The sequence below is a fragment of the Sinorhizobium medicae genome, from assembly GCF_007827695.1.
Classification (GTDB): Bacteria; Pseudomonadota; Alphaproteobacteria; order Rhizobiales; family Rhizobiaceae; genus Sinorhizobium; species Sinorhizobium medicae.
Genome location: NZ_VITA01000006.1, coordinates 104,990 through 128,310 on the forward strand (window position 1 = coordinate 104,990; position 23,321 = coordinate 128,310).

A 23,321-nucleotide genomic window follows, 5' to 3' on the forward strand; every position below is an offset into this window, starting at 1 on the left:
ATCCGTTCGCGTTGTGCCCTCTTTCGGAAACGCCTGGCCGGGTCGATATTCTGCTCAACCGAAGTGCCCGCTCTACAGCGCCGGGCGTCTGACGCAGGTGGCGCTGCCGCATAGCGACAAGGAGGCAATCATGAGCTTGCAACTGACTGGAATCCACCATCTGACCGCGATCACCGCGAACGCGCCCGAAAACCTGCGCTTTTATACGAGGACGCTGGGTTTGCGTCTGGTCAAGAAGACCGTCAATCAGGACGACACCACAGCCTATCATCTCTTTTACGCCGACGGACTGGCGAGCCCGGGCACCGACCTGACCTTCTTCGACTGGCCGGTCGGGCGCGAAGGGCGCGGCACGCACAGCATCTCGCGAACGGGGCTCCGGGTCGGCAGCGCCGAGACTGTAGGATGGTGGAAGCGCCGATTCGAGGAGTTGAAGGTCGCTTCCGGTGAAATTGCCGAAATCGATGGCCGCATCTCCCTCGAATTCGAAGATGGAGAGGGCCAGCGTTTCAGACTCGTCGATGATGGCGGATCGTCACCATCCCACCCCTGGGAAAGGAGCCCGGTACCTTCCGAGCATCAGATCAAGGGCCTTGGGCCGATCACCATCAGCGTGCCTGATATCACCAATACCGCGCTCGTGCTGACTGAAGTGATGAACATGGCCGAGCTGCGCCGCTATCCTTCGCCCGAAGGCACCGGGGAGGTACATGTCTTCTCCATGGGCCAGGGCGGGCCGGCGGCCGAACTGCATGTTGCAGTCCAGCCCGATCTGCCGACCGCGCGCCAGGGGGCCGGGGGCGTCCACCACGTCGCCTTCCGGGCGCCGGATGTCGAAACGCTGCATCAATGGACGGAGCGGCTGAGTGAATTCCGCCTCCCGTCGAGCGGCGAGGTCGAGCGCTTCTACTTCCGGTCTCTCTATTTCCGCGAGCCCAACGGGATCCTTTTCGAGATCGCCACTGACGGGCCTGGCTTTGCCGTCGACGAGTCCCTGGAATCGCTTGGCGAAAGCCTGTCGCTGCCGCCGTTCCTCGAGCCGAAGCGCGCGCAGATCGAGGCTGGGCTGAAGCCTTTGGAGTAGATCCGATACGGAAAGCCGGGACGATCCGGCTTTCCTTTTGCGCAGATGCCCCTAAATCATTCGCTGAGTTGAATAATGGCGTCGCGAGCGAAGGATGGTTACCCATGACGAAGCTTCTCGGCATATCGGGCAGCCTGCGGAAGGCCTCCTACAACACCGCATTGCTCAGAGCCGCACAAACAGTGGCGCCGGACGGGGTGACGTTCGAGACCGCGACATTGCATGGCATCCCTCTTTATGATGGAGACCTGGAGGCAGAAAGCGGCGTCCCGGCCGCCGCAGAGGCGCTCAAGCGTAAGATCGTCGCGGCCGATGGCGTCATCCTTTTTACGCCGGAATACAACAACTCGGTCCCGGGCGTTTTCAAGAATGCGATCGACTGGCTGAGCCGCCCGCCAGCCGATATAAAGAAGGTCTTCGGCGGCCGGCCGTTCGCACTTGCCGGCGGTTCTTCCGGAAGCTTCGGGACCATTCTCAGCCAGAACGCCTGGTTGGCGGTGATGCGGACGCTCGGCGCCGAAATCTGGTCGGGCAAGCGGCTGATGGTGCCGAAGGCCGACACGCTTTTCGATGACGCGGGACGGCTGAAAGACGAGCAGACACGCGAGCGGCTAGGCGGTTTCATCAAAGCCTTTGCCGACCACGTCGCGACGAAGGCATAGTCAGAGACCGGATTCGGTGAGCCACGGCCGGATCACGGCTATATCCTCGACCCCTATTCCGTGGCCGATATCGAGGTCGATCGCCTCGAAATTCGCGCCGCTGTCGCCGAGTGCCGACTTCAGCTCCGGCGCGTGCTTGCCGTACGGGTCGTCCTTTCCGGTGAGCATCAGCACTTTGGTGCCGGTAAGGTCCGGTTCCGGCGTATCGTCGAGCGCCGCCATTGCGCGCATCAGCACGACGTTTCTGATGGAACCGGGATGGAGCAGCAAGACGGCGGCGAGCAGGTTGGCACCGTTCGAGTAGCCGATGAACACGGTCTTTTCCAGATCGAGCCCATAGCCCTCCCGCGTGCCCGCGACGAAGGCGACGAAGGCTTCCGCCTCAGCGCGAATGTCCTGTTGATCGAATTTCGTCATCGAGAAGCGCCGGAACCAGCGCGGGAAGCCTTCCTCGGTGCTGCGGCCGCGCACGCCGAGGAGAGTCGCGCGGGGGTCGAGTTGATGGCCGAAGGGCAGCATATCGATCTCGTTGCCGCCGCTGCCGTGCAGCAGCACGAATGTGCGATCGTTCGCCTTCTCCGGTCGGTAAAAGCGATGGATGAACGGCAAGTCGCGCTGCGGCACCCTAGGCTCGCCGGGCATTGCGAATTGCGGCAGCCGGACCAGTGTTGCGGTGAGGTCGCCCGCCAGATGCGGCGGCAGGAAGAGCGTCGTGCCGAGGGCATCGGGAGCCTCGTCGACGGTGAAGCCGGGACCATCCGTGGCGAGCTCGCAGAGCGATCCACCCGGCTCGCGCACATAAAGCGAAAAGAAGTACTTCCGGTCATGCGCATTCGTGGCGCCGGCCTGCTCCTGTTCGAGGTCCGCCCTCACTGCCAGCACCGTCGCCTCATCCGGCGCACGGAAGGCGATGTGGTCGATCGTTCCGGTTCCGGGCGCGGCACTCCAGAACCCGCCGGCATCGCGCACGTCGATGACATCCCCCGACCTGGAGGTCAGCCGCCGGATGCTCTCTGTCGCGCCCGTCTCGGCGTAGCCGAAGTGGTTTTGGAGGAAACGTGCCGTGTCTTCGGATTTCTCGGTGAGTACCGTTGCGCCGCGCAGGCGGCGAATGGCGTCCGTTTCGGGAATATCGCGGCCGGCCCAAGGCGCGGGCTCGGCAAGGGCGTTCGTCCCCACCAGCTTGACGATTACGCCGTCCGGGTCCTTCAGGCGGAGGACCGGTTCGCCGAATTCCTGCGCTGGACCTGTCGCCTGGATATGGAACTGCAGCGCTCGCGTCATCCAGTAGCCTATGCTTTCGGGCGGAATGGCGAAGGCGATCTCGCTCGGCTTACCGTGGCCGACCCGGCCTGGAGAGCCATCTTCCCAGATCAAGAAACTGACCAGCGACCCCGGCGACCCCGAGGCGTCGCCATAGAAGAGATGCAGTTGGTTTGGATCTTCGTAGCCGCCGGTCCGCTTTACGAGGTGAAGTCCGAGGAACCCCACATAGAAATCGACATTGGCCTGCACCTTGCGGGCGATCAGGGTGATGTGGTGGATGCCGCTCGTCACGGTTTAGCCCTTCCTGCCGTTACTGACGGCACCGTTTGCAATGTACTCAGTTCTTCGTTTCGGCAAGAAACGCCTGGAAAGCGTCGCCATAGTCCGAATGCCAGCGTGAAAGCGGCTGCCGGTTCTCGACGATGTCTCCGGCTGCCCAGAGGATGCGCTTTTCATCCGTCGGACGTGCGACTTCGTTGTCGGGGCAGAGAATGTAGAAGTCGCCGCGCGCCAGGCTCTCCATCATGAAATCCACTGTTTGTTCCGGAGTCCAGGCGCCGGCGGGTTTCTCCGTACGCCCATGTGCGGTGAGGGAGGTGTGGACGAAGCCGGGGATCAGGAGATGTGCATTGACCTGACAGTTTTCGGTGTTGCGCAATTCGTGCTGCAGAGCCTCGGTGAAGACCTTCACGCCGGCTTTCGAAAGGTTGTATGCGGGGTCGCCGGGGGGTGTGGTGATACCTTGTTTCGAACCGGTGTTGATAACGAGCGCTGGCTCGCCATGGGCAATCATCGCCGGCGTGAAGATGCGCGAGCCGTTTATGACCCCCCACAGATTGACGCCGATCACCGCTTCCCAGTTTTCAAGCGGTCCGAAAATGGAACTACCCGGTTGAGTTCCGGCATTGTTCATGAGGACGTGCACGTGCCCGAACCGTTCGCGCGTCGCACGTGCCAGCCCCACGAGGTCGTCCGCACGGGACACGTCGGTCGCGATTGCGGCGATATCGCCGGAGCCCTCAGGAGCTGCCTTCGACACCTCGGCTGCGGCTGCCTGCAACTTCTCGCCACCGAGGTCGGCCAGGACGACTTTCATTCCAAGACTGGCGAAGCGACGCGCCGAGGCAAGGCCGATGCCGGAGGCGGCGCCGGTAACGACGGCGACGTTGTTCTTGGCTATGGCGGAGTAGGACATCATGGCTTCAATCCTGCTTGGAACGGATCAGGCAGACATAGGGTCCGGGCACCGGCGAGTCCATGACGCGGACGAGATCACGACGATTTTAGGCCGGTTCGATCTAAAATCGCAAATGCAATCAATTATAAGGACTTGGAACGGAGTTGACGGGAACCGCACGCGCCATGCCCAGTCCCGGCCGCCTTCACGGCTTCGTCTTCGGCCTTGTCGTTCTTCTGCGCCATGCTACTGTATCGGGTCTGACCATCCGCACCGGTGCGCCGGGCCTCGAGATACTTCATGATAACCGAAGGAAAGTTTAGCAAAGGCACGCCCTGCAAAGAGTGTCCCTTGCGCCCGCTGCCGCTGTTCCGGTCCTTCGAGGCCGAAGAAATTGCATTCGTCTCCCGTTTCAAGATCGGCGAACTCGTCTTTGACTCAAATGCGATGATTCTCGCTGAGGGAGAGGAGAGCGAACACCTCTTTACCGTGCTTTCCGGTTGGGGGTTTCGCTACAAGATGCTGGATGACGGGCGGCGGCAGATCATGAACTATGTCATGCCCGGCGACATTGTGGGGCTGCAGGGCACCCTGATGGGCGAGATGCAGCATTCGATCGAGTCGCTTTCGCCCGTGGTGCTCTGCGTTTTTCAGCGCAGCAAGCTCGCCGAGCTTTACAGGTGCCATCCGGAACTGGCCTACGACCTGACCTGGATCGCAGCGCGCGAGGAGCGTATGCTGGACGAAAATCTGCTGAGCATCGGCCGCCGATCCGCTCTGGAAAGGGCCGCCTATCTCATTGCCTTCCTGTACCAGAGGGCTGCGAGCCTTGAACTCTTTCGCAGCGGCTGGAGCGTCATTCCCATCACACAGCAACATGTGGCCGACACGCTGGGGCTCTCGCTCGTCCACACCAACAAGACGCTGAAGAAGCTGGCCGCCAGAGGTCTGCTGCGCTGGGCCGAGAAGGGCTGCGACGTCCATGACATCGACGGCTTGCTTGCGGTTGCGGGCTGGGACGGATTGTGCGAACCGAAGAGGCCGCTGATCTGATTGGGCGGCACCATCAAATTTCGTACAACATGTCTTTTTTAAATGCGCCGGAGTTTCCGGGTGTTTACTAGACGACGATGGTCTTAAGCCCTATTCCTCCAAAATGATGAACGTGATCGAGTACGCCAGAGGGATCCACGCAAAAAAACCGTGAGCGGTGTTCCCATCTCGCTCCAGCCCCTTTTTCAGGCCTCGGCAAACGAGGAGAGACCGAGGATGCAGATAAATGCCAGTCAGTGACGTGCCGCCGGCGATCGAGTCAGTCCTCGTCCTCGAGGATAATTTCCTGATCGCCCTGGACATGGAGGAGATGCTCGTCTCGCTTGGCGTGACAAGCGTCCATGTTGCCACCACCAAGGCGAAGGCGATGGAGCTTATCGTCGAACAGAGGCTCGATTTTGCCATTCTCGACATCAATCTCGGGGACGATACCAGCTTCGCCGTTGCCGATGCGCTGATGACACGCGGCGTCAGGTTTGGCTTTACCAGTGGCTATGGAGAACTCCTGGCTCTTCCGAGCCATCTTCGCGACGTCCCGAGGATCGACAAGCCATTCAGCGAGGGAACGCTGAGCAGTCTCATTGCCACTGCTGCCAATCCACGGGACGTGTGAACGTCTGCAGCGCCGATGATACGCGCGAAGGCGAGCAGTTGCCTTCGGGTCACGCTCGCCCGCGTGAGATGAACCATGGATTGGCGAAGTCGCTGTCGTCCGGTTGATTGCGCTTGCCGTAGGCAAGTGAAATGCCCGCCGTCGTCAACGTCTCTCCGCCCGCTGCCCTCAGAATCGCGTCGCCGGCCGCGGTGTCCCACTCCATCGTCCGGCTGAATCGCGGATAGATATCGGCCGTGCCTTCCGCCAGGAGGCAAAATTTCAGCGACGACCCGACTGCCTCGCTGTCCTCTATGCCCTGATCGGTAAGGAAGGATACGGTTTCGGGGCTGTTGTGCCAGCGGCTGGTCAACGCCATGGGGCGGTCGCCGCATCGGCGGCAGCCGATCGTCGTCCATTGACCGGCAGGCTTGCCATTCTCCACCAGCGCCTTCTTCGCCCTGCCAGCGGCTGCCGAATAGATCAGGCCGAGCGCCGGCGCATAGACGACGCCAGTCACCGGCTCGCCATTTTCGATGAGCCCGATATTGACGGTAAAATGGCTGTTGCGCTTGACGAATTCCTTCGTGCCGTCCAGCGGATCGACGAGGAAGAACCGCTTGCCGGCGATATCGGGAACGCGGCCTGCTGCGACCTCCTCTTCCGCTACGACGGGGATATCTGGAAAGGCGGCCGCCAGGTCGGCAAGAATGATCCGCTCGGCACGATGGTCCGCATCGGTTACCGGCGAGGCGTCCCGCTTGTAGGTGACCGAGGGGCCGGCAAGATAGATCTCCATAATTGCTTGTCCGGCGGCGAGCGCCGAGGCTTCCAGTATTTCGAGCATTGTTTCCTGTTCTTTGGCGTCGCAGCGATTCGCATCGGGCGCTCGCGTCTTATCAGACGTGGAAAGGTCACTGTAGCACTTTGAACCTGCGCTTCTTAGTGCGGCCGAAGGCGGCGGAGCCAAGCCATCGAGGAATGGGAGACGGAGCCGCTCCCATAGCGGCGATGTATTGTGGAGCCCACTCCAGCAACCGTTTTTCATTTCATCGCCTTTGACGGCTTTGCTGCCGAAGTTGGTTATTTCGCGGGCGAATGCTGCTCAAGTTTTCATTTTCCTGGCTTCGAAAGTGTCAAATCGATTTTATCGCGGTAGAATTTGGCGGTGGCGCATTTTTTAGCTTTCATTTTCATTTGAAAGCGGTATGAAATCGAGCTTAGAGCATGCTCGAAAACGAGTATTAAAAACAAGAGATCGGACCGACAGGATCCGGTCCAGGGGAAGATTGATGGAGTATTTTATCCAGCAGCTCGTCAATGGGCTGACGCTTGGGTCTATTTATGGTATGATCGCGATCGGTTATACCATGGTCTACGGCATCATCGGCATGATCAACTTCGCCCATGGCGATATTTTCATGCTTGGCGGCTTTGCCGCTTTGATTGTATTCTTGATTCTCACGACATTCATTGGCGGTGTGCCGGTTGTACTGGCGCTTTTGATCATGATGATCGTCGGTATGTTGACGGCTGCGCTTTGGAACTGGACCATCGAGCGCGTGGCCTATCGTCCGTTGCGCGGTTCGTTCCGTCTGGCGCCGCTGATCACGGCGATCGGCATGTCGATCGTCCTGTCGAACTTCATTCAGGTGACGCAAGGCCCGCGAAACAAGCCGATCCCGCCGCTGGTATCCTCGGTTTATGAGATCTTCGGCATCACCGTCTCGCTGAAGCAGATCGTTATCGTCGTCATCACCGCGATCCTGCTCTCGGTCTTCTGGTATATCGTCAATCGAACGCCGCTCGGACGTGCCCAGCGCGCTACCGAGCAGGATCGTAAGATGGCTGCCTTGCTCGGTGTCGATGTCGACCGCACGATCTCTGTGACCTTCATCATGGGGGCCGCGCTCGCCGCCGTCGCGGGTACGATGTATCTGATGTATTACGGCGTGGTCGTGTTCACCGACGGGTTCGCTCCGGGGGTCAAGGCCTTTACCGCTGCAGTCCTCGGTGGCATCGGCTCGCTGCCCGGTGCCGTGCTCGGCGGGTTGCTGATCGGCCTTATCGAGTCGCTTTGGTCCGCCTATTTCACCATCGACTACAAGGACGTCGCAACCTTTTCCATTCTCGCGATCGTCCTGATCTTCAAGCCGTCGGGTATTCTCGGACGACCGGAAGTCGAGAAGGTATAGTTTCATGGCAAATGTCGCATCCACCACCGCAAGCGCCGGCAGCGAACTGACGGCGCGGGCGCTTCGCGAGGCTGTTTTTGCGGGCCTCATCACGCTTGGACTGTTCGTGCTCTTCGTCGGGCTCAAGTCCGACCAGAACATCCGCAACGAACTCATTCTCACCCAGCGCTGGGGACTGCTTGCGATATTCGTGGCGGTTGCCATGGTTGGCCGTTTCCTCATCGTTGTCTATGTGCAGCCGCGGTTCGCCAAACGGAAGGCGGCAAAGGCGGCCGCGCCCGACGTGGTGAAGAAGGACACCTTTTTCACCCGCCAATGGCCGAAGATCGCGGTCGTCATGCTGCTGCTTTACCCCCCGGTCATCGTCTCGTTCGTGGGCGTCCAGGGGTCGCTGAAATGGGTCGACAATTTCGGCATTCAGATCCTGATCTACGTGATGCTTGCCTGGGGCCTCAACATCGTCGTCGGTCTCGCCGGGTTGCTCGATCTCGGCTATGTGGCCTTCTATGCCGTGGGCGCCTATTCCTACGCGCTTCTCTCCAGTTATTTCGGACTTTCCTTCTGGGTGCTGCTGCCTGTCGCCGGACTTCTCGCCGCCCTCTGGGGCATCGTTCTCGGCTTCCCGGTGCTGCGCCTCAGGGGTGACTATCTGGCGATCGTCACGCTCGCTTTCGGAGAGATCATCCGCCTCGTGCTGATCAACTGGACCGAGGTTACCAAGGGGACATTCGGCGTCTCCGGCATCGCCAAGGCGACGCTTTTCGGCATCAAGTTCGATGCTTCGAAGGATGGTTTTGCGGCGCTCTTCGACTTGCCTCTCTCTTCGGCCTATTACAAGATCTTCCTGTTCTATCTGATCCTCGCGCTCGCCCTTCTGACCGCCTTCGTAACGATCCGGCTGCGCCGAATGCCGATCGGGCGCGCATGGGAGGCGTTGCGCGAAGACGAGATCGCCTGCCGTTCGCTCGGCATCAACACTGTCACCACCAAGCTGACGGCCTTTGCGACGGGTGCGATGTTCGGCGGGTTTGCAGGCTCCTTTTTTGCCGTGCGTCAGGGCTTCGTCTCGCCGGAATCCTTCGTCTTCCTGGAATCGGCCGTCATCCTTGCCATCGTCGTTCTTGGCGGCATGGGCTCGCTGACCGGTATCGCCATTGCCGCCGTCGTTATGATCGGCGGCACCGAAATCCTGCGTGAGCTGACGTTCCTCAAGATGATCTTCGGACCGGCCTTCACACCCGAACTCTATCGCATGCTGATCTTCGGCCTGGCCATGGTGACGGTCATGGTCTGGAAGCCGCGTGGCTTCGTCGGATCACGAGAGCCGACCGCGTTCCTGCGCCAACGCAGGGCAGTCTCCGGCAGCTTCACCAAAGAGGGGCACGGCTGATGGCGATCGGGACAGAGGCAATGAAAAAAGACCCCATCCTGAAGGTTGAGCGTCTGTCGATGCGCTTCGGCGGTCTGATGGCCATCAACGACTTCTCCTTCGAGGCGGAACGCGGCGAGATCACGGCGCTGATCGGCCCGAACGGAGCAGGCAAGACAACGGTGTTCAACTGCATCACCGGCTTCTACAAGCCGACGATGGGCATGATCACCCTGCGGCAGAATTCCGGCGACGAGTTCCTTCTGGAGCGGCTGCCGGATTTCGAAATCACCAAGAAGGCGAAGGTGGCACGCACCTTCCAGAACATCCGCATGTTCTCGGGCCTGACGGTTCTGGAAAACCTGCTCGTCGCGCAACATAACAAGCTGATGCGGGCATCCGGCTATACCATTCTCGGCCTTTTGGGCTTCCCGACCTATCGCGAGGCGTCAAGGGAATCAATCGAACTCGCCAGGCACTGGTTGGAAAAAGCTTCGCTGATCGAGCGGGCCGACGATCCGGCCGGCGACCTTCCCTATGGTGCTCAGCGGCGGCTGGAGATCGCCCGCGCAATGTGCACCGGACCGGAGCTTCTCTGCCTGGACGAGCCCGCCGCGGGCCTCAACCCGCGCGAGTCGCTCGCGCTGAATGAACTGCTGCAGGAGATTCGCCGCGATACCGGCACCTCCATCCTGTTGATCGAGCACGACATGTCCGTGGTGATGGAGATATCCGATCACGTCGTGGTTCTCGAATACGGTCAGAAGATTTCCGACGGCACCCCGGATTTCGTGAAGAACGATCCAAAGGTCATTGCGGCCTATCTGGGCGTCGAGGATGAAGAGGTTGACGAGGTGATTGGAGAGATCGAGGAAATCGAAGGCGAGCATGGGGGGACCAGGCAATGACGGCGCCCCTGCTGCATGTGAGAGGCGTCGAGACCTATTACGGCAATATCCGGGCGCTGAACGGCGTCGACATGGAGGTCCATCGCGGCGAAATCGTTGCGCTGATCGGCGCCAACGGTGCCGGGAAATCGACGCTCATGATGACGATCTGCGGCAGTCCGCAGGCGCGCATCGGCTCGGTCCACTTTGACGGCCAGGACATCACGCGTCTGCCGACGCATGAGATCGCGCGTCTCAGGATCGCCCAGTCGCCCGAAGGGCGCCGGATTTTCCCGCGCATGACAGTGCTCGAAAACCTCCAGATGGGCGCCAGCCTCGACGCTCTGAAGCATTTCAAGGAAGACGTGGAGAAGGTCTTCACGCTGTTCCCGCGACTCAAGGAACGGCAGTCTCAGCGCGGGGGTACTCTGTCGGGGGGCGAGCAGCAGATGTTGTCGATCGGCCGTGCGCTGATGGCCCGGCCGAAGCTCCTGCTGCTCGACGAGCCGTCGCTCGGGCTTGCGCCGCTGATCATCAAAGGCATCTTCGAAGCGATCAAGGTGCTCAACAAGAGCGAGGGCCTCACCGTGTTCCTCGTCGAACAGAACGCCTTCGGAGCGCTCAAGCTCTCCGATCGCGGCTATGTAATGGTCAACGGCCGTGTGACGATGAGCGGGACGGGCAAGGACCTCCTCGCCAATCCGGAGGTCCGCGCAGCCTATCTGGAAGGCGGCCGCCATTGATCCGCCGCGCCTGGAGTTGAGTGAGATGCAGGGAATTCTCTACGAAGAACCATCGGTCTGGCAGTTTTTTTTCATCACCTGTGTTCTGGGAGGCTGGACCGCGTGGCGGACCGGCAAGAGCGTCGCGGAGAGCTGGGGTGACGTTCCGCGGCTCGTCCTCTATGTCGCGCTTTTGGGTTGGGGCATCCGCTTCATCCATCGTGCGCTGTTCAACGGAACGATGTTCACGCTCCAATACTATATCGTGGACACGCTCGTACTTTTGTTGTTTGCTACCGCTGGCTTCCGCTACTATCGGACCAAGCAAATGGCTAGCATGTACTACTGGCTCTATGAAAAAACCTCGCCGTTTTCCTGGAAGGCGAAATAAGGAACAGCGCGTGCCGGCCCGCGCGGCCGGTGCGAAAAAACACCGGCGCTATGATGGTGGGCATTGCGCAGGCTTATGAAACGAGACCCGCTCGGATAATTGGGAGTAACAAGATGAGAAAGTCTCTTCTGTCGGCCGTTGCGCTGACAGCAATGCTCGCCTTCAGCGGCACCGCATGGGCTGAGATCCTGGTCGGCGTCGGAGCTCCGCTAACCGGTCCGAACGCCGCATTCGGCGCGCAGATTCAGAAAGGTGCAGAGCAGGCCGCCGAAGACATCAATGCTGCAGGCGGCATCAATGGGGAACAGATCAGGATTGTGCTGGGCGATGACGTTTCGGACCCTAAACAGGGTGTTTCCGTTGCCCAGAAATTCGTCGCCGACGGCGTGAAGTTTGTCGTTGGTCACTTCAACTCGGGTGTGTCGATCCCTGCATCGGAAATCTACGCCGAAAACGGCCTCCTGCAGGTCACGCCTGCCTCGACCAACCCGCAGTTCACCGAACGCGGCCTGTGGAATACCTTCCGCACCTGCGGCCGGGACGACCAGCAGGGCGCTGTTGCCGGCGCCTATATCGCGGCCAATTTCAAGGATGCGAAGGTCGCCGTCATTCACGACAAGACGCCCTATGGTCAGGGCCTTGCCGACGAAACCAAGAAGTCGATGAACGAAGCCGGCGTCACCGAGGCCCTCTATGAAGGCATCAACACCGGCGACAAGGACTTCTCCGCCCTTATTGCCAAGATGAAGCAGGCTGGCGTTTCGATCGTCTATTACGGCGGTCTGCACACGGAAGCCGGCCTGATCATGCGTCAGATGAAGGACCAGGGCCTGAAGGCGACGCTGATGTCGGGCGACGGCATCGTCTCGAACGAACTGGCCTCGATCGCCGGCGACGCCGTTGACGGTACGCTGATGACCTTCGCACCGGATCCGCGCAAGAGCCCGGCTGCCAAGGATCTCGTCGAGAAGTTCCGCACTGCGGGCTTTGAGCCGGAAGCCTACACGCTCTATGCTTATGCGGCCCTTCAGGTCATTGCAGAAGGTGCCAAGGCTGCCGGCAATAGCGATCCGCAGGCCGTCGCCGAAGCGATCAAGGCCAAAGGCCCGTTTAAGACCGCGATCGGCGAACTCGGCTTCGACGAAAAGGGCGACATCACCCGTCCGGACTACGTCATGTACACCTGGAAGAAGGGTGACGACGGCAAGTTCAGCTACTTCCAGAACGAATAGTTCTTTTCGAAGGTAATCCAGAAGGCCCGGCGCCAAGCGCCGGGCCTTCCATCGTTTTGGGCGCGCCGGGAGGACATGTCCTCCCGGCGCCTGGTTAAACTAGACCCGTTGTGCCAGCCGGATGGTTTTCCCGGCGACCGACGTGCCCGAGGTGTCGTATTCCCACTCCGAATACAGCCGATCGAGAAGATTGCGGCCGAAGATCAGGGAGTTTTCTCCAAGGTCTTCAAGAACGGTCATCGCAATCTGCCATTTTCCTTGGTCTGTGCCTGCCTCGATATAGTTGAAATAGGCGCGGGGCGGGAAGACCAACTGCCCGGTGCTGCCGTCGCTGGTCTTTCCAAGATTGAAGACCAGGTCGGGATAGGCATAGTGATCCGGGTTGTCGGGAGAAAGCGGCAGCTGCCCGTCCAGCGTTACTGCGGCAATCAATTTATCGATCTCCGCCTGCTCTCCTTTGATTTCAGAGGCACCCGTGTCGATCAGCAGTGCGGGAGACGTAAATATCTCGGCACCGTCAACGACGATCGAATCGCCCATGTGAGTCCAGATTCCCGGTACGATATCGAGGGAGATAACAGTGTCCGGGTCGTATTTGTCGGCATTGCTGCCGCCAAAAATCATCTCGCCGCTGTCGACTGCTGCACCGTCGATCGTGTAATCGACCCAATAGGACATCCACGGCGAAGCCAGTGCACCCGAGTACCACAGCGCGTCGAAAATCAAATTCGACCGGGAATTGTCACCGTAGGGACCGCAGGCGATGAACCCATCCTGGATAAGTTCGCCAAAACGGGCCCCGGAATAGGACTGGCTGAGCCAGAAGTCGACGGTGACGTCCTGGTCGATGGCGTTCTTGTCAGACAGAACCCATACGTCATTTCCGAGGTTGACGTCCATGTTCCCCCAACCGCTGAAGTCGATGGGTGTCAGTGACTGGTCTTGCCAGACGAAGGTCGAGGACGCGGTTTCGTCGAAGGAATCGTGCTGTGTGCATTCACTGGTGGAGCAGCTCTTCGCCGTAACCCATGTGTTGGTTGTTCCGGTGTCCATCATGAACTTGAAAGTCTGCGGTACGGTGCTCGTCCCAACAGTGGCGGAAACCCACCATGGTGTGGCGCCGTTATTCGTAATCGCGCCGCGGCGAAGTTCGAACACCAGTGTATTCTCTGCTTCGACGGTAGATCTAACGCCACCCTTGCGCATCTTTGTCCGGTACACCTCTCTTTGCGAAAGTATAATTTCGTTCTTTTTCATGTTCGTTCTTTCATTGCTACTAGCTTTTTCATACTTGACATTTTGCAATTTCTTGGTAGAACTTGCGTTCAGGTAATAGACAAACTTATTACTTATGTAAACCTTAGCGCTGGTGTTTTTTATGGAGGTAGCATTGTGACTACGAGATTCCGTATTCTTGTCACTCGCCGCTGGCCGCGAGCCGTCGAACAGGTCTTGGCCGAAAGGTTCGAGACAGTTCTCAACGAGGAGGACAGGCCGCTCGACAGAAGTGCCCTCGCGGATGCGCTGCGCAATTTCGATGCGGTGCTGCCGACCGTCTCCGACCGCCTGCCGGAGGATGTTTTCGCGGGCGAGGGGCTTCGCGCCCGGATTCTCGGCAATTTCGGGGTGGGCTACAATCATATCGACATCGAGGCTGCCAAGGCTGCAGGTATCGTGGTGACGAACACGCCAGGCGTTCTGACCGACTGCACCGCAGACCTCGCGGTATCGCTGCTGCTTGCGGTCGCGCGGCGCGCGGGCGAGGGCGAGCGGCAGGTGAGGACCGGCACTTGGACTGGCTGGCGGCCGACCCATATGATCGGGACGAAGGTAACCGGAAAGACACTCGGCATCATCGGATTCGGGCGCATCGGCAAGGCCATGGCGAAGCGCTGCCATTTCGGCTTCGACATGGATGTCGTCTTCTACAATCGATCGAGAATCGCACCGGAGGAAGCGGCTCGATTCGGGGCACGACAGTTCCGCACGGTCGAGAACGTACTCAAGGCAGCAGATTTCGTGTCGCTGCATTGCCCGGGCGGCGGCGAGAACCGGAATCTGATCGACGCGGAGCGTCTGGCGGCGATGAAGCCCGGCGCCTACCTCATCAACACGGCGCGCGGCGATGTCGTCGATGAAGCCGCGTTGATCGAGGCCCTCGAGAAGGGCGTGATCCGCGGCGCCGGTCTCGACGTCTATGCGGCAGAGCCGGACGTACCGGCCCGTCTGAGCGCGCTTGAAAACGTCGTGCTGCTACCGCATCTCGGAAGCGCCACGGAGGAGACGCGCACGGCAATGGGAATGAAGGTGGTCGACAACGTCACGGCTTTCTTCGCCGGCCTGGCGCCGCCGGACCGAGTGGCGTGACTTTCGGGTGCGTTGGCCGACCTCATGAAAGCTACGATTTGACTTTGCCCTTGTGGTTTCGGACGATAGTCGTATCGGCAGGAACACTTCGGCGAAGATCTGATGGAAGCGGCAGCGGCGATTGCCCCTCAGCGGGCATGGGGAAAAGGACGGCTCGTCGCCAAGACCGGAGGGGCGCGCACGCGCATCGCCGGTCTCTATCAGGAAGGTTGCGCCAAGATCCGCTTGCCAAGGACCTTCGACGCATCGATGGAGGCCGTGCTCATCAATTCGTCGGGCGGCGTGACCGGTGGCGACCGGCTCGCTTGGGAGTTCGAGGCGGGCGAGGGCACCAACCTCACGCTGACGACACAGGCCTGCGAGAAGGTTTACAAGGCGAGTGTGGACACGGCCGTGGTTGCGACGCGCATTTCGGTCGCTGCCCGCGGCCACGTCGACTGGCTGCCGCAGGAGTCAATCCTGTTTGATCGGTCGGCCCTGTCACGCTCTTTGGAGGTCGATCTCGCTCCTGATGCGTCCTTTCTTGCGCTGGAGGCGGTTCTGATCGGCCGGAAGGCCATGGGAGAGACGGTGCGGTCCGGCCTCTTCCGCGATCATTGGCGCATTCGCAGCGGTGGAGCGCTGGTCCACGCGGAAAATCTTGCATTAGCCGGCGATATCGCGGCGCTAGGGTCGCGGCGAGCCGTGCTCGACGGCGCGGTCGCCTTTGCAACCCTCGTCTATGTCGCCCCTGATTGCGAGGCCCTGCTCCCGAGATTGCGGACATCGCTTGCGGAACATGCCCTCTCGGGCGTCAGCCATTTTGCCGTTAACGGGCGCGACAAGATCGTCGCCCGCGTGGTTGCGGCCGACGGGTTCGCGCTCAGAAAAATTCTGATCCCACTGATTTCGCACTTGCGTAAAGGCGCATCTGTGCCGAGAGTCTGGACTCTCTGAATCCGCGAACAATTGGATGGCGACGCATGAATCTCACCCCGCGCGAAAAGGATAAGCTGCTGATTTCAATGGCGGCGATGGTCGCGCGCCGGCGGCTCGAACGGGGCGTGAAGCTCAACCATCCGGAGGCGATCGCCCTCATCACGGATTTCGTCGTCGAGGGTGCGCGTGACGGCCGCTCCGTCGCCGAGTTGATGGAGGCCGGTGCCCATGTCCTTACGCGCGATCAGGTCATGGAGGGCATTGCGGAGATGATCCACGACATCCAGATCGAGGCGACGTTTCCTGATGGAACGAAGCTCGTCACGGTTCACGAGCCGATCCGTTAGATGATGGGAGGCCACGATGCTGAGCCTGCGTCCGAACTGCGAATGTTGCGATCGGGACCTGCCGCCCGACAGCCGCGATGCGATGATCTGCACCTTCGAATGCAGTTTTTGCACCGACTGCGCCGAGGCGAAGCTTGGCGGGGCCTGCCCGAATTGCGGCGGCGAGTTGGTCCGGCGCCCGTTGCGCCCTGCGGCAATGCTGAAGAAATATCCGGCATCGACGGAGCGCGTCTTGAAGCCCGGGGGCTGTGCGCCTCGGCAAGCTGCTTGAGGAGAAGACGATGATCCCGGGTGAAATCATCACCGCCGCCGGTGAGATCGAGTTGAATGCCGGTCTCGAGACCGTCACCATCGAAGTTGCCAATTCCGGCGACCGGCCGGTACAGGTCGGCAGCCACTATCATTTCGCCGAGGCCAACCCGGGTCTGCTCTTTGACCGAGATGCAGCGCGCGGCAAGCGGCTCGATATTCCTGCGGGTACGGCCGTTCGCTTCGAGCCGGGGCAAACGCGGCAGGTGACGCTCATCCCGCTTTCGGGAAAACGCGAGGTTTTCGGTTTCCGCCAGCAGGTCATGGGAAAGCTATGAAGGCGGCTGCGCCTGCTCTCGGCCTGGCGTTATGCTGCACGGCTTTTGCCTCGGCTCAGCAGCAGCCTGAGCCGGATTGCCGGAAAGCGGTGACGCAGACGGATCTCAACATTTGCGCCGATAAGGACCATCGGATGGCGGATGCGGAACTGAACACGACCTACCGCCTTGCGGTGGCGGCCATGCAGGCGACCGACAAGGAGCTTGGCGAAATCGACGCGGCCTATGTCGGAGCGCTGGAGGCCCTGAAAAAGGCCCAGCGTGCCTGGATCGGCTATCGCGACGGACAATGCGAACTCGCAGGCTTCGAGGCGAGAGGCGGCTCGATGGAACCCATGCTGGTTTCCGGCTGCCTCGCAGAGCTGACACGCAAGCGCACTGACGAGCTCAGGAAGATCGTTGAATCGGCGGAGAATTGATTATTGCATAACGGCCGCGTCATCATGATCGTGGGAAACGGTGACGTGCCCGAGGGCGTTGGCGCGACGATCGATGCCGCCGATCTGGTGGTCCGGTTCAACGATTGCCGCTCGGTCGGGAAAGGCGGCGGCAGGACCGATATCGTCGCCGTCTGTAATACCGGCCGACCGGCGCTCGCGATGCTGGGCGGCGGGCGCTGGAAGACGAGCGCGCCCGTCCGGCAGGCCCGCGAGATATGGAGTGTCCGCGCCGCTACCAGGTTCGCCGCCATGCGGGCCGCGCTTGCCGCGACGCATCCGGACCTGGACGATTTCTGCGATGATTACACGGATGGCTTCGAGAGCTTCGCGCGCGCTACGGCGCGCAAGCACCGGGTCATCGAAGCGGAGACGCATGATCGGCTGGAGCGCGATCTCGCACGCTTTTCACCATCACCCTTTGTCGCGCCGTCGAGTGGTCTGGTGGTGATCGCCGACATCCTGTCGGGATTTGCCTCGTCGGAGGATCATGTCGTGCTTGCCGGCTTCGGCCATGTGGGCTGGCAGTGGCATCCATTTGCCGCCGAGCGCCGCTATGTCGATTCGCTCGCGGCACAAGGGCGACTTCGGCGTCTTCCTCCATTCACCTCTTCAGATTTGCCCCAGGGAGCCTGAGCCATGTCCTACAAAATGTCGCGTGCGGCCTATGCCAACATGTTCGGTCCGACCGTGGGCGACAAGGTGCGGTTGGCCGATACCGAACTCTTCATCGAGGTGGAAAGGGATTTCACCACCCATGGCGAGGAGGTGAAGTTCGGGGGCGGCAAAGTCATCCGCGACGGCATGGGCCAAAGCCAGGTGACCCGCGAAGGCGGTGCGGTCGACACGGTGATCACCAATGCATTGATCGTCGATCATTGGGGGATCGTGAAGGCGGATATCGGACTGAAGGACGGGCGCATCTCGGCAATAGGGAAGGCCGGCAATCCCGACACGCAGGCCGGTGTCACCATCATCGTCGGCCCGGGCACGGAGGTCATTGCGGGCGAGGGCAAGATCGTCACGGCGGGGGGCATGGACAGCCATATCCACTTCATCTGCCCGCAACAGATCGACGAGGCGCTGATGAGCGGTATCACCTGCATGCTCGGCGGCGGAACGGGGCCGGCGCACGGCACGCTCGCCACGACCTGCACGCCGGGCCCCTGGCACATCGCCCGCATGATTGAAGCGGCGGATGCCTTTCCCATGAATCTCGCCTTTGCCGGAAAGGGCAATGCGTCGCTGCCCGGCGCACTCGTGGAAATGGTGCTGGGCGGCGCCACCTCGCTGAAGCTCCACGAGGACTGGGGCACCACACCGGCAGCCATCGATTGCTGCCTTTCGGTTGCGGACGAATACGACGTGCAGGTGATGATCCACACGGATACGCTGAACGAAAGCGGCTTCGTCGAGGATACGATTGCTGCGATAAAGGGCAGGACGATCCATGCCTATCACACGGAAGGGGCTGGCGGCGGCCACGCGCCGGATATCATCAGGATCTGCGGCCAGCCGAACGTCATCCCGTCCTCGACCAATCCGACGCGGCCTTATACCGTGAACACGCTGGCTGAACATCTGGACATGCTGATGGTCTGCCATCACCTGTCTCCCAGCATTCCGGAAGACATCGCCTTCGCCGAAAGCCGTATCCGCAAGGAGACTATCGCGGCGGAAGATATCCTCCACGACATCGGCGCCTTCTCGATCATTTCTTCCGACAGCCAGGCGATGGGGCGCGTCGGCGAGGTGGCGATCCGCACCTGGCAGACCGCCGACAAGATGAAGCGCCAGCGTGGGCGGCTCAAGGAGGAGAGCGGCGGGAATGACAATTTCCGCGTCAAGCGCTACATCGCCAAATACACGATCAACCCGGCGATCGCCCATGGCCTCAGCCATGAGATCGGCTCTCTCGAAACCGGCAAGCGCGCCGATCTCGTCCTGTGGAATCCGGCCTTCTTCGGCGTGAAGCCCGACATGGTGCTGCTGGGCGGAACGATCGCCGCAGCACCGATGGGGGATCCAAACGCCTCGATTCCCACTCCGCAGCCGGTCCATTATCGGCCAATGTTCGGCGCCTATGGAAAGAGCCGGACCAACTCCTCGGTCACTTTCGTTTCGCAGGCCTCGCTCGATGCGGGGCTCGCCGGCAGGCTTGGCGTCGCCAAGGCGCTCGTTGCCGTCCAGAACACCCGCGGCGGCATCGGCAAGGCGTCGATGGTCCACAACAGCCTCACGCCACATATCGAGGTCGACCCCGAAACCTACGAGGTTCGCGCCAACGGCGAGCTCCTCACCTGCGAGCCGGCGTCGGTACTGCCAATGGCGCAGCGCTATTTCTTGTTCTAGATTGTTGCCCCGGAACAGAGAATGAAGCGTGCCTTCAGGTGGTTTTGCGGTTCCGTTCTATTCCTGGCGCTTGCAGTGACGGGCGGAGCTCTGATCCCGTCGCCGCTCATGCCTGCCAATGCTTCCGCCGACACCGCGGGGCTACGGCGGATACTCGTCCTTTCCGGTCCCATACACACCGACATCGCCATACCCTTGGACGATGACGTCCGGACAGAATTCGGGTTTCTCCGGGATGCGGGCATAGCCCTCCTGCATCCGGATGCTCGATGGCTCATCTTTGGCTGGGGAGGGCGCTCATTCTATCTCGAAACTCCAACCTGGAGCGAGTTGAAGCCTTTGCCGGTCCTGAGAGCGCTTTCAGTCGATCTGTCTGTGCTGCACGTCGATGTCGCGGGCCCATTCGTCGAGCCGCAGGACGCAATTACCAGTTTCGACATCGATGATGATGGGTTCCGGCGATTGACGGAATACATATCCGAAAGTTTCCGGCGGGAGGGTGGTGAGACCGTGCTGATCCCAGATATTTCGTACGGCCCGAACGACCGCTTCTTCGAGGCAAATGGCTACTTCAATGCCTTGCTCGGCTGCAATACATGGACAGCGGGAGCGCTCAGAAGCAGCGGTCTGCGGACAGGCATCTGGAATCCTTTGCCGGAGACGCTGGACTTTTCCCTTCGTCTCTACAATTGAACGTCCGCCAGACGCGCAGCCGGCCGAAAAAGCCATGCATAGCCCGCATGGCTGCCATGCGGAGGGCCTCGAATGATCGCTTTCATGCTGCGCTGCAGCGGAAATTTCGTTAGGAAGAGCACTCACTTTCCGCCGGTACGCCTTCCTCCCAAGACTGCGCGCCGGCTGCCACCTTTAGGAGATGATGATGCTCGGCAGAAAAGTTCCCGCTGTAACCTTCCGCACCCGCGTCCGCGACGAGTCCGTCGGCGGTTCCAACCCGTTCCGCTGGCAGGACGTTACCTCGGACGACTATTTTGCCGGCAAGCGCGTCGTGCTGTTTTCGCTCCCGGGTGCTTTCACACCGACCTGCTCGACCTACCAGCTGCCGGACTTCGAAAAGCTTAACTCCGAATTCCGGGCTCTCGGGATCGAGGAGATCTACTGCGTCTCCGTCAACGACGCTTTCGTCATGAACGCCTGGGGCAAATCGCAGGGCCTCGAGAACGTCAAGCTCATTCCGGACGGTTCGGGCGAGTTCACCCGCAAAATGGGCATGCTCGTCGCCAAGGATAATCTCGGCTTCGGCATGCGCTCCTGGCGCTACGCCGCTATCGTTAACAATGGCGTTGTCGAGCAGTGGTTCGAAGAGGAAGGCTACTCCGACAATTGCGACAGCGATCCCTACGGCGTCTCCTCGCCGCAGAACATCCTGGCGGCGCTGAAGTCCCGGAAACTCGCTGCCTGATTCCGATTTGCCGACATAGACAAAGCCCTGGCACCGCAAGCAGGCTTCTGAAAATCCACGCGATTTTCGCCTTCCTGCTGGTGCCGGGGCTTTTTCTTGCTACAGTGAAGGCTTCGAAGAGGAAGCGGATGCGGGGGCGGGAACCGTGAACGCTTCGACGTTTCATTGGCAAGGGGAATGCAGAAATTTATGGTTTACATCATTGCGTATCTGACGGCCCATACGGGCAAGGGCGGCGAGGTTGTGGCGCTTACGAAATCGTTGATCGAGGCGACGCGAAGCGAGGCCGGATGCGTCAGCTATGAACTTTATCGCAAGCCTACCGATCCCGACGCACTGGTGTTCGTCGAAACATGGAAGGACAGGGCAGCGATCGACGCGCATTTTGCCGAACCGCATCTGAAGGCCTTCCAGACTGCCGCGGCGAGCCTGCTGGCGAGCGCACGCGTCGAAATCGTGCATCCGGAAAAGGTCGAGGTGGTTTGAAGTGCCATATCGGTCGACCGAAGTCCTTACGCCCGGTCCTTCCGAAGAGGCGCCGCTGCATCGCGTGAACCTGACTCATGACCAGCGCCACTTGCGCCGTAAGCTCCTCCACCTCGAAAACGAAGACGTGGTGATGCTCGATCTCAAGGCGGCGGTGATGCTCGCCGATGGCGACCTCCTGGTGCTCGAAGGCGGCGGCTATATCGAGGTAAAAGCGGCCACGGAGGAGCTTTACGACATCCGAGCGCGTAACCCGTTGCATCTCATCGAGCTGGCCTGGCATCTGGGTAACCGGCACCTGCCGGCGGCGATTGAGGAGGGCCGGATCCTGATTGCTCGCGACCCGGTTATCCGCGCCATGCTCGAAGGCCTTGGCGCTACCGTCACGGAAGTGAACTTACCCTTCCACCCTCTACGCGGCGCCTATCACCAGCACGGCCACGGCGACCGTCACAGCCATGGCTGAACATGCCGATACGCAGGCGTTGCTGCGCCTCGTTACCTGGCTCTCGCCCGCCTTTCCCGTCGGCTCCTTCTCCTATTCCGGCGGATTGGAGCAGGCAATTCACCAAGGATTGGTCACGAGCGCCGATGATTTGCGGCTTTGGTGCGAAACGCTCCTGGAGCGCGGCAACACCTGGAACGATGCGCTGCTTCTATCGGAAAGTTACCGAGCATACGGTGATGCCCAGCGGCTGATTGCGGTTTCGGAGCTTGCCGAGGCGCTTGCCGGATCGCGCGAACGGCATATGGAAACCATGCTCCTCGGCGAGGCTTTCCTGGCTGCCGCCGGACATTGGCCGCATCCGTCGCTCGCAGTCCTCGGAACAAAGGCTGCGTATCCGGTGTCCGTGGGGGCGGTTGCCGGAGCGCATCGTACCGGCCTCAAGCCGGCGCTCGCCGCCTTTCTCAATGCGACAGTATCGAACGCCGTTTCGGTCGCCATCCGCTGCGGCATTACCGGCCAGCGCGACGGCGTCGGCGTTCTTGCGCGCGTCGAGGACACGATCGGCGCGGTTGTTGCGCGCGCCGCGGCCGCCTCGCTTGAGGACCTGGGCGGCGCGACGTTCATTGCGGAAATTGCGTCACTGAAGCATGAAAACCTGCATTCGCGCCTGTTCCGCTCATAATGCAGGAACAGATAGTCGAAAGGATAGAATTGATGCCATCTAAAAACGGTCCGCTTCGCGTTGGTATCGGTGGTCCGGTCGGCTCCGGTAAGACGGCGCTGACCGAAAAGCTCTGCAAGGCGATGCGGGAGAGATATTCCCTCGCGGTCGTCACAAACGACATCTACACGAAAGAGGACGCAGAGGCGCTCGTCCGGATGCAGGCTTTGCCTTCGGAACGAATCGTCGGCGTCGAGACCGGTGGATGCCCCCATACGGCCATTCGCGAGGACGCATCGATCAATCTTCAGGCAATTGCGGATCTGAACCGCCGGCTTCCCGAGCTGGACCTCGTCTTCATAGAATCCGGCGGCGATAATCTCGCGGCGACCTTCTCGCCCGATCTCGCCGATCTGACGATTTATGTGATCTCGGTTTGTCAGGGCGAGGAAATTCCGCGCAAGGGCGGACCGGGAATCACCAAGTCGGATCTATTGGTGATCAACAAAAAGGATCTCGCCCCCCATGTCGGCGCAGACCTCGAGATCATGGAAAGGGATGCGGCGCGGATGCGCGGCGAGAAGCCCTTCGTGTTTTCCGACATGAAACGGGGCGATGGGGTGGAGCGGATCGTCGATTTCCTGATACTGCATGGTGGTCTCTAAGCC

Annotated in this window: 28 protein-coding genes; 24 read left to right on the top strand and 4 right to left on the bottom strand. The window is 60.6% G+C overall.

Translation table 11 applies throughout. The features are described 5' to 3' along the window. Nucleotides 1–130: 130 nt before the first annotated feature. Nucleotides 131–1,084, top strand: a complete 954-nt coding sequence (locus tag FB009_RS12175) for a ring-cleaving dioxygenase (protein WP_012066627.1) — start codon at nt 131–133, stop codon at nt 1,082–1,084. Nucleotides 1,085–1,188: 104 nt separating this feature from the next. Then, the gene (locus FB009_RS12180; RefSeq protein ID WP_012066626.1) at nt 1,189–1,746 is read left to right on the top strand and encodes an NADPH-dependent FMN reductase; all 558 of its coding nucleotides are present in this window, start codon (nt 1,189–1,191) and stop codon (nt 1,744–1,746) included. Here FB009_RS12180 and FB009_RS12185 read toward each other — a convergent pair whose 3' ends face one another. Then, the gene (locus tag FB009_RS12185; RefSeq protein WP_145161619.1) at nt 1,747–3,303 is read right to left on the bottom strand and encodes a VOC family protein; all 1,557 of its coding nucleotides are present in this window, start codon (nt 3,301–3,303) and stop codon (nt 1,747–1,749) included. A gap of 46 nt (nt 3,304–3,349) precedes the next feature. Then, a complete protein-coding gene (locus tag FB009_RS12190) occupies nt 3,350–4,210 on the bottom strand; it encodes an SDR family NAD(P)-dependent oxidoreductase (protein ID WP_012066624.1) in 861 nt (286 codons plus the stop codon). 279 nt (nt 4,211–4,489) lie between these two features. On the opposite strand from FB009_RS12190, the gene FB009_RS12195 reads away from it, so the two are divergent. Then, nucleotides 4,490–5,242: a Crp/Fnr family transcriptional regulator gene (locus FB009_RS12195; protein ID WP_012066623.1), complete on the top strand. Its 753-nt coding sequence runs from the start codon at nt 4,490–4,492 to the stop codon at nt 5,240–5,242. Between the two features lie 226 nt (nt 5,243–5,468). Beyond that, complete coding sequence (locus FB009_RS12200; RefSeq protein WP_012066622.1) at nt 5,469–5,855, top strand: response regulator; 387 nt, start codon at nt 5,469–5,471, stop codon at nt 5,853–5,855. A gap of 49 nt (nt 5,856–5,904) precedes the next feature. Here the strand turns inward: FB009_RS12200 and cysQ are convergent, their stop codons facing one another. Further along, nucleotides 5,905–6,681, bottom strand: coding sequence for a 3'(2'),5'-bisphosphate nucleotidase CysQ (gene cysQ, locus FB009_RS12205; protein ID WP_012066621.1), 777 nt, complete (start codon nt 6,679–6,681; stop codon nt 5,905–5,907). 445 nt (nt 6,682–7,126) lie between these two features. On the opposite strand from cysQ, the gene FB009_RS12210 reads away from it, so the two are divergent. From FB009_RS12210 to FB009_RS12235, 6 genes are all read left to right on the top strand, one after another. Next, a complete protein-coding gene (locus FB009_RS12210) occupies nt 7,127–8,029 on the top strand; it encodes a branched-chain amino acid ABC transporter permease (protein ID WP_012066620.1) in 903 nt (300 codons plus the stop codon). Nucleotides 8,030–8,033: 4 nt separating this feature from the next. Then, nucleotides 8,034–9,419, top strand: coding sequence for a high-affinity branched-chain amino acid ABC transporter permease LivM (gene livM / locus FB009_RS12215; RefSeq protein WP_012066619.1), 1,386 nt, complete (start codon nt 8,034–8,036; stop codon nt 9,417–9,419). Beyond that, nucleotides 9,419–10,306 carry an ABC transporter ATP-binding protein gene (locus FB009_RS12220; RefSeq protein WP_012066618.1) on the top strand — a complete coding sequence of 296 codons (888 nt, stop codon included), beginning with the start codon at nt 9,419–9,421 and terminating at the stop codon, nt 10,304–10,306. The genes livM and FB009_RS12220 overlap by 1 nt, the downstream gene beginning before the upstream one ends. Next, a complete protein-coding gene (locus FB009_RS12225; protein ID WP_012066617.1) occupies nt 10,303–11,028 on the top strand; it encodes an ABC transporter ATP-binding protein in 726 nt (241 codons plus the stop codon). Before FB009_RS12220 ends, FB009_RS12225 begins: the two co-directional genes overlap by 4 nt. Before the next feature lie 25 nt (nt 11,029–11,053). Further along, a complete protein-coding gene (locus FB009_RS12230; protein ID WP_145161621.1) occupies nt 11,054–11,398 on the top strand; it encodes a DUF6867 family protein in 345 nt (114 codons plus the stop codon). 113 nt (nt 11,399–11,511) lie between these two features. Beyond that, nucleotides 11,512–12,630 carry a branched-chain amino acid ABC transporter substrate-binding protein gene (locus FB009_RS12235; RefSeq protein ID WP_012066615.1) on the top strand — a complete coding sequence of 373 codons (1,119 nt, stop codon included), beginning with the start codon at nt 11,512–11,514 and terminating at the stop codon, nt 12,628–12,630. Nucleotides 12,631–12,729: 99 nt separating this feature from the next. On the opposite strand, the gene FB009_RS12240 is transcribed toward FB009_RS12235, so the two are convergent. Beyond that, a complete protein-coding gene (locus FB009_RS12240; protein ID WP_033051250.1) occupies nt 12,730–13,887 on the bottom strand; it encodes a pepsin-like aspartic protease in 1,158 nt (385 codons plus the stop codon). A gap of 135 nt (nt 13,888–14,022) precedes the next feature. On the opposite strand from FB009_RS12240, the gene FB009_RS12245 reads away from it, so the two are divergent. The 14 genes from FB009_RS12245 (at nt 14,023) to ureG (ending at nt 23,318) form a co-directional block, all read left to right on the top strand. Beyond that, nucleotides 14,023–14,997, top strand: coding sequence for a 2-hydroxyacid dehydrogenase (locus tag FB009_RS12245; protein ID WP_128222500.1), 975 nt, complete (start codon nt 14,023–14,025; stop codon nt 14,995–14,997). 102 nt (nt 14,998–15,099) lie between these two features. After that, nucleotides 15,100–15,933, top strand: coding sequence for an urease accessory protein UreD (locus FB009_RS12250; RefSeq protein WP_012066612.1), 834 nt, complete (start codon nt 15,100–15,102; stop codon nt 15,931–15,933). Nucleotides 15,934–15,959: 26 nt separating this feature from the next. Beyond that, entirely contained in the window at nt 15,960–16,262 is a 303-nt protein-coding gene (locus tag FB009_RS12255; protein ID WP_012066611.1) for an urease subunit gamma, read from the top strand. Nucleotides 16,263–16,278: 16 nt separating this feature from the next. Next, on the top strand, nt 16,279–16,533 hold the full coding sequence (locus tag FB009_RS12260; RefSeq protein ID WP_012066610.1) for a DUF1272 domain-containing protein: 255 nt from the start codon (nt 16,279–16,281) through the stop codon (nt 16,531–16,533). Between the two features lie 10 nt (nt 16,534–16,543). Beyond that, nucleotides 16,544–16,849: an urease subunit beta gene (locus FB009_RS12265; RefSeq protein ID WP_012066609.1), complete on the top strand. Its 306-nt coding sequence runs from the start codon at nt 16,544–16,546 to the stop codon at nt 16,847–16,849. Then, nucleotides 16,846–17,268, top strand: coding sequence for a lysozyme inhibitor LprI family protein (locus FB009_RS12270; RefSeq protein WP_012066608.1), 423 nt, complete (start codon nt 16,846–16,848; stop codon nt 17,266–17,268). Before FB009_RS12265 ends, FB009_RS12270 begins: the two co-directional genes overlap by 4 nt. 3 nt (nt 17,269–17,271) lie before the next feature. Continuing rightward, the gene (locus FB009_RS12275; protein ID WP_012066607.1) at nt 17,272–17,922 is read left to right on the top strand and encodes a Urease operon accessory protein; all 651 of its coding nucleotides are present in this window, start codon (nt 17,272–17,274) and stop codon (nt 17,920–17,922) included. 3 nt (nt 17,923–17,925) lie between these two features. After that, nucleotides 17,926–19,638, top strand: a complete 1,713-nt coding sequence (gene ureC, locus FB009_RS12280; RefSeq protein WP_028054216.1) for an urease subunit alpha — start codon at nt 17,926–17,928, stop codon at nt 19,636–19,638. 21 nt (nt 19,639–19,659) lie between these two features. After that, on the top strand, nt 19,660–20,331 hold the full coding sequence (locus FB009_RS12285; RefSeq protein WP_012066605.1) for a TIGR02117 family protein: 672 nt from the start codon (nt 19,660–19,662) through the stop codon (nt 20,329–20,331). A 187-nt stretch (nt 20,332–20,518) separates the two neighbouring features. Further along, nucleotides 20,519–21,058 (top strand): peroxiredoxin, encoded by a 540-nt coding sequence (locus FB009_RS12290; protein ID WP_012066604.1) that lies wholly within the window; start codon nt 20,519–20,521, stop codon nt 21,056–21,058. 189 nt (nt 21,059–21,247) lie between these two features. Continuing rightward, on the top strand, nt 21,248–21,544 hold the full coding sequence (locus FB009_RS12295; RefSeq protein WP_012066603.1) for a putative quinol monooxygenase: 297 nt from the start codon (nt 21,248–21,250) through the stop codon (nt 21,542–21,544). Between the two features lies 1 nt (nt 21,545). Further along, nucleotides 21,546–22,010, top strand: a complete 465-nt coding sequence (ureE, locus tag FB009_RS12300; RefSeq protein WP_012066602.1) for an urease accessory protein UreE — start codon at nt 21,546–21,548, stop codon at nt 22,008–22,010. Then, complete coding sequence (locus FB009_RS12305; protein WP_012066601.1) at nt 22,003–22,674, top strand: urease accessory protein UreF; 672 nt, start codon at nt 22,003–22,005, stop codon at nt 22,672–22,674. Before ureE ends, FB009_RS12305 begins: the two co-directional genes overlap by 8 nt. 32 nt (nt 22,675–22,706) lie before the next feature. Continuing rightward, nucleotides 22,707–23,318, top strand: a complete 612-nt coding sequence (ureG, locus tag FB009_RS12310) for an urease accessory protein UreG (protein ID WP_012066600.1) — start codon at nt 22,707–22,709, stop codon at nt 23,316–23,318. Nucleotides 23,319–23,321: the final 3 nt, after the last annotated feature.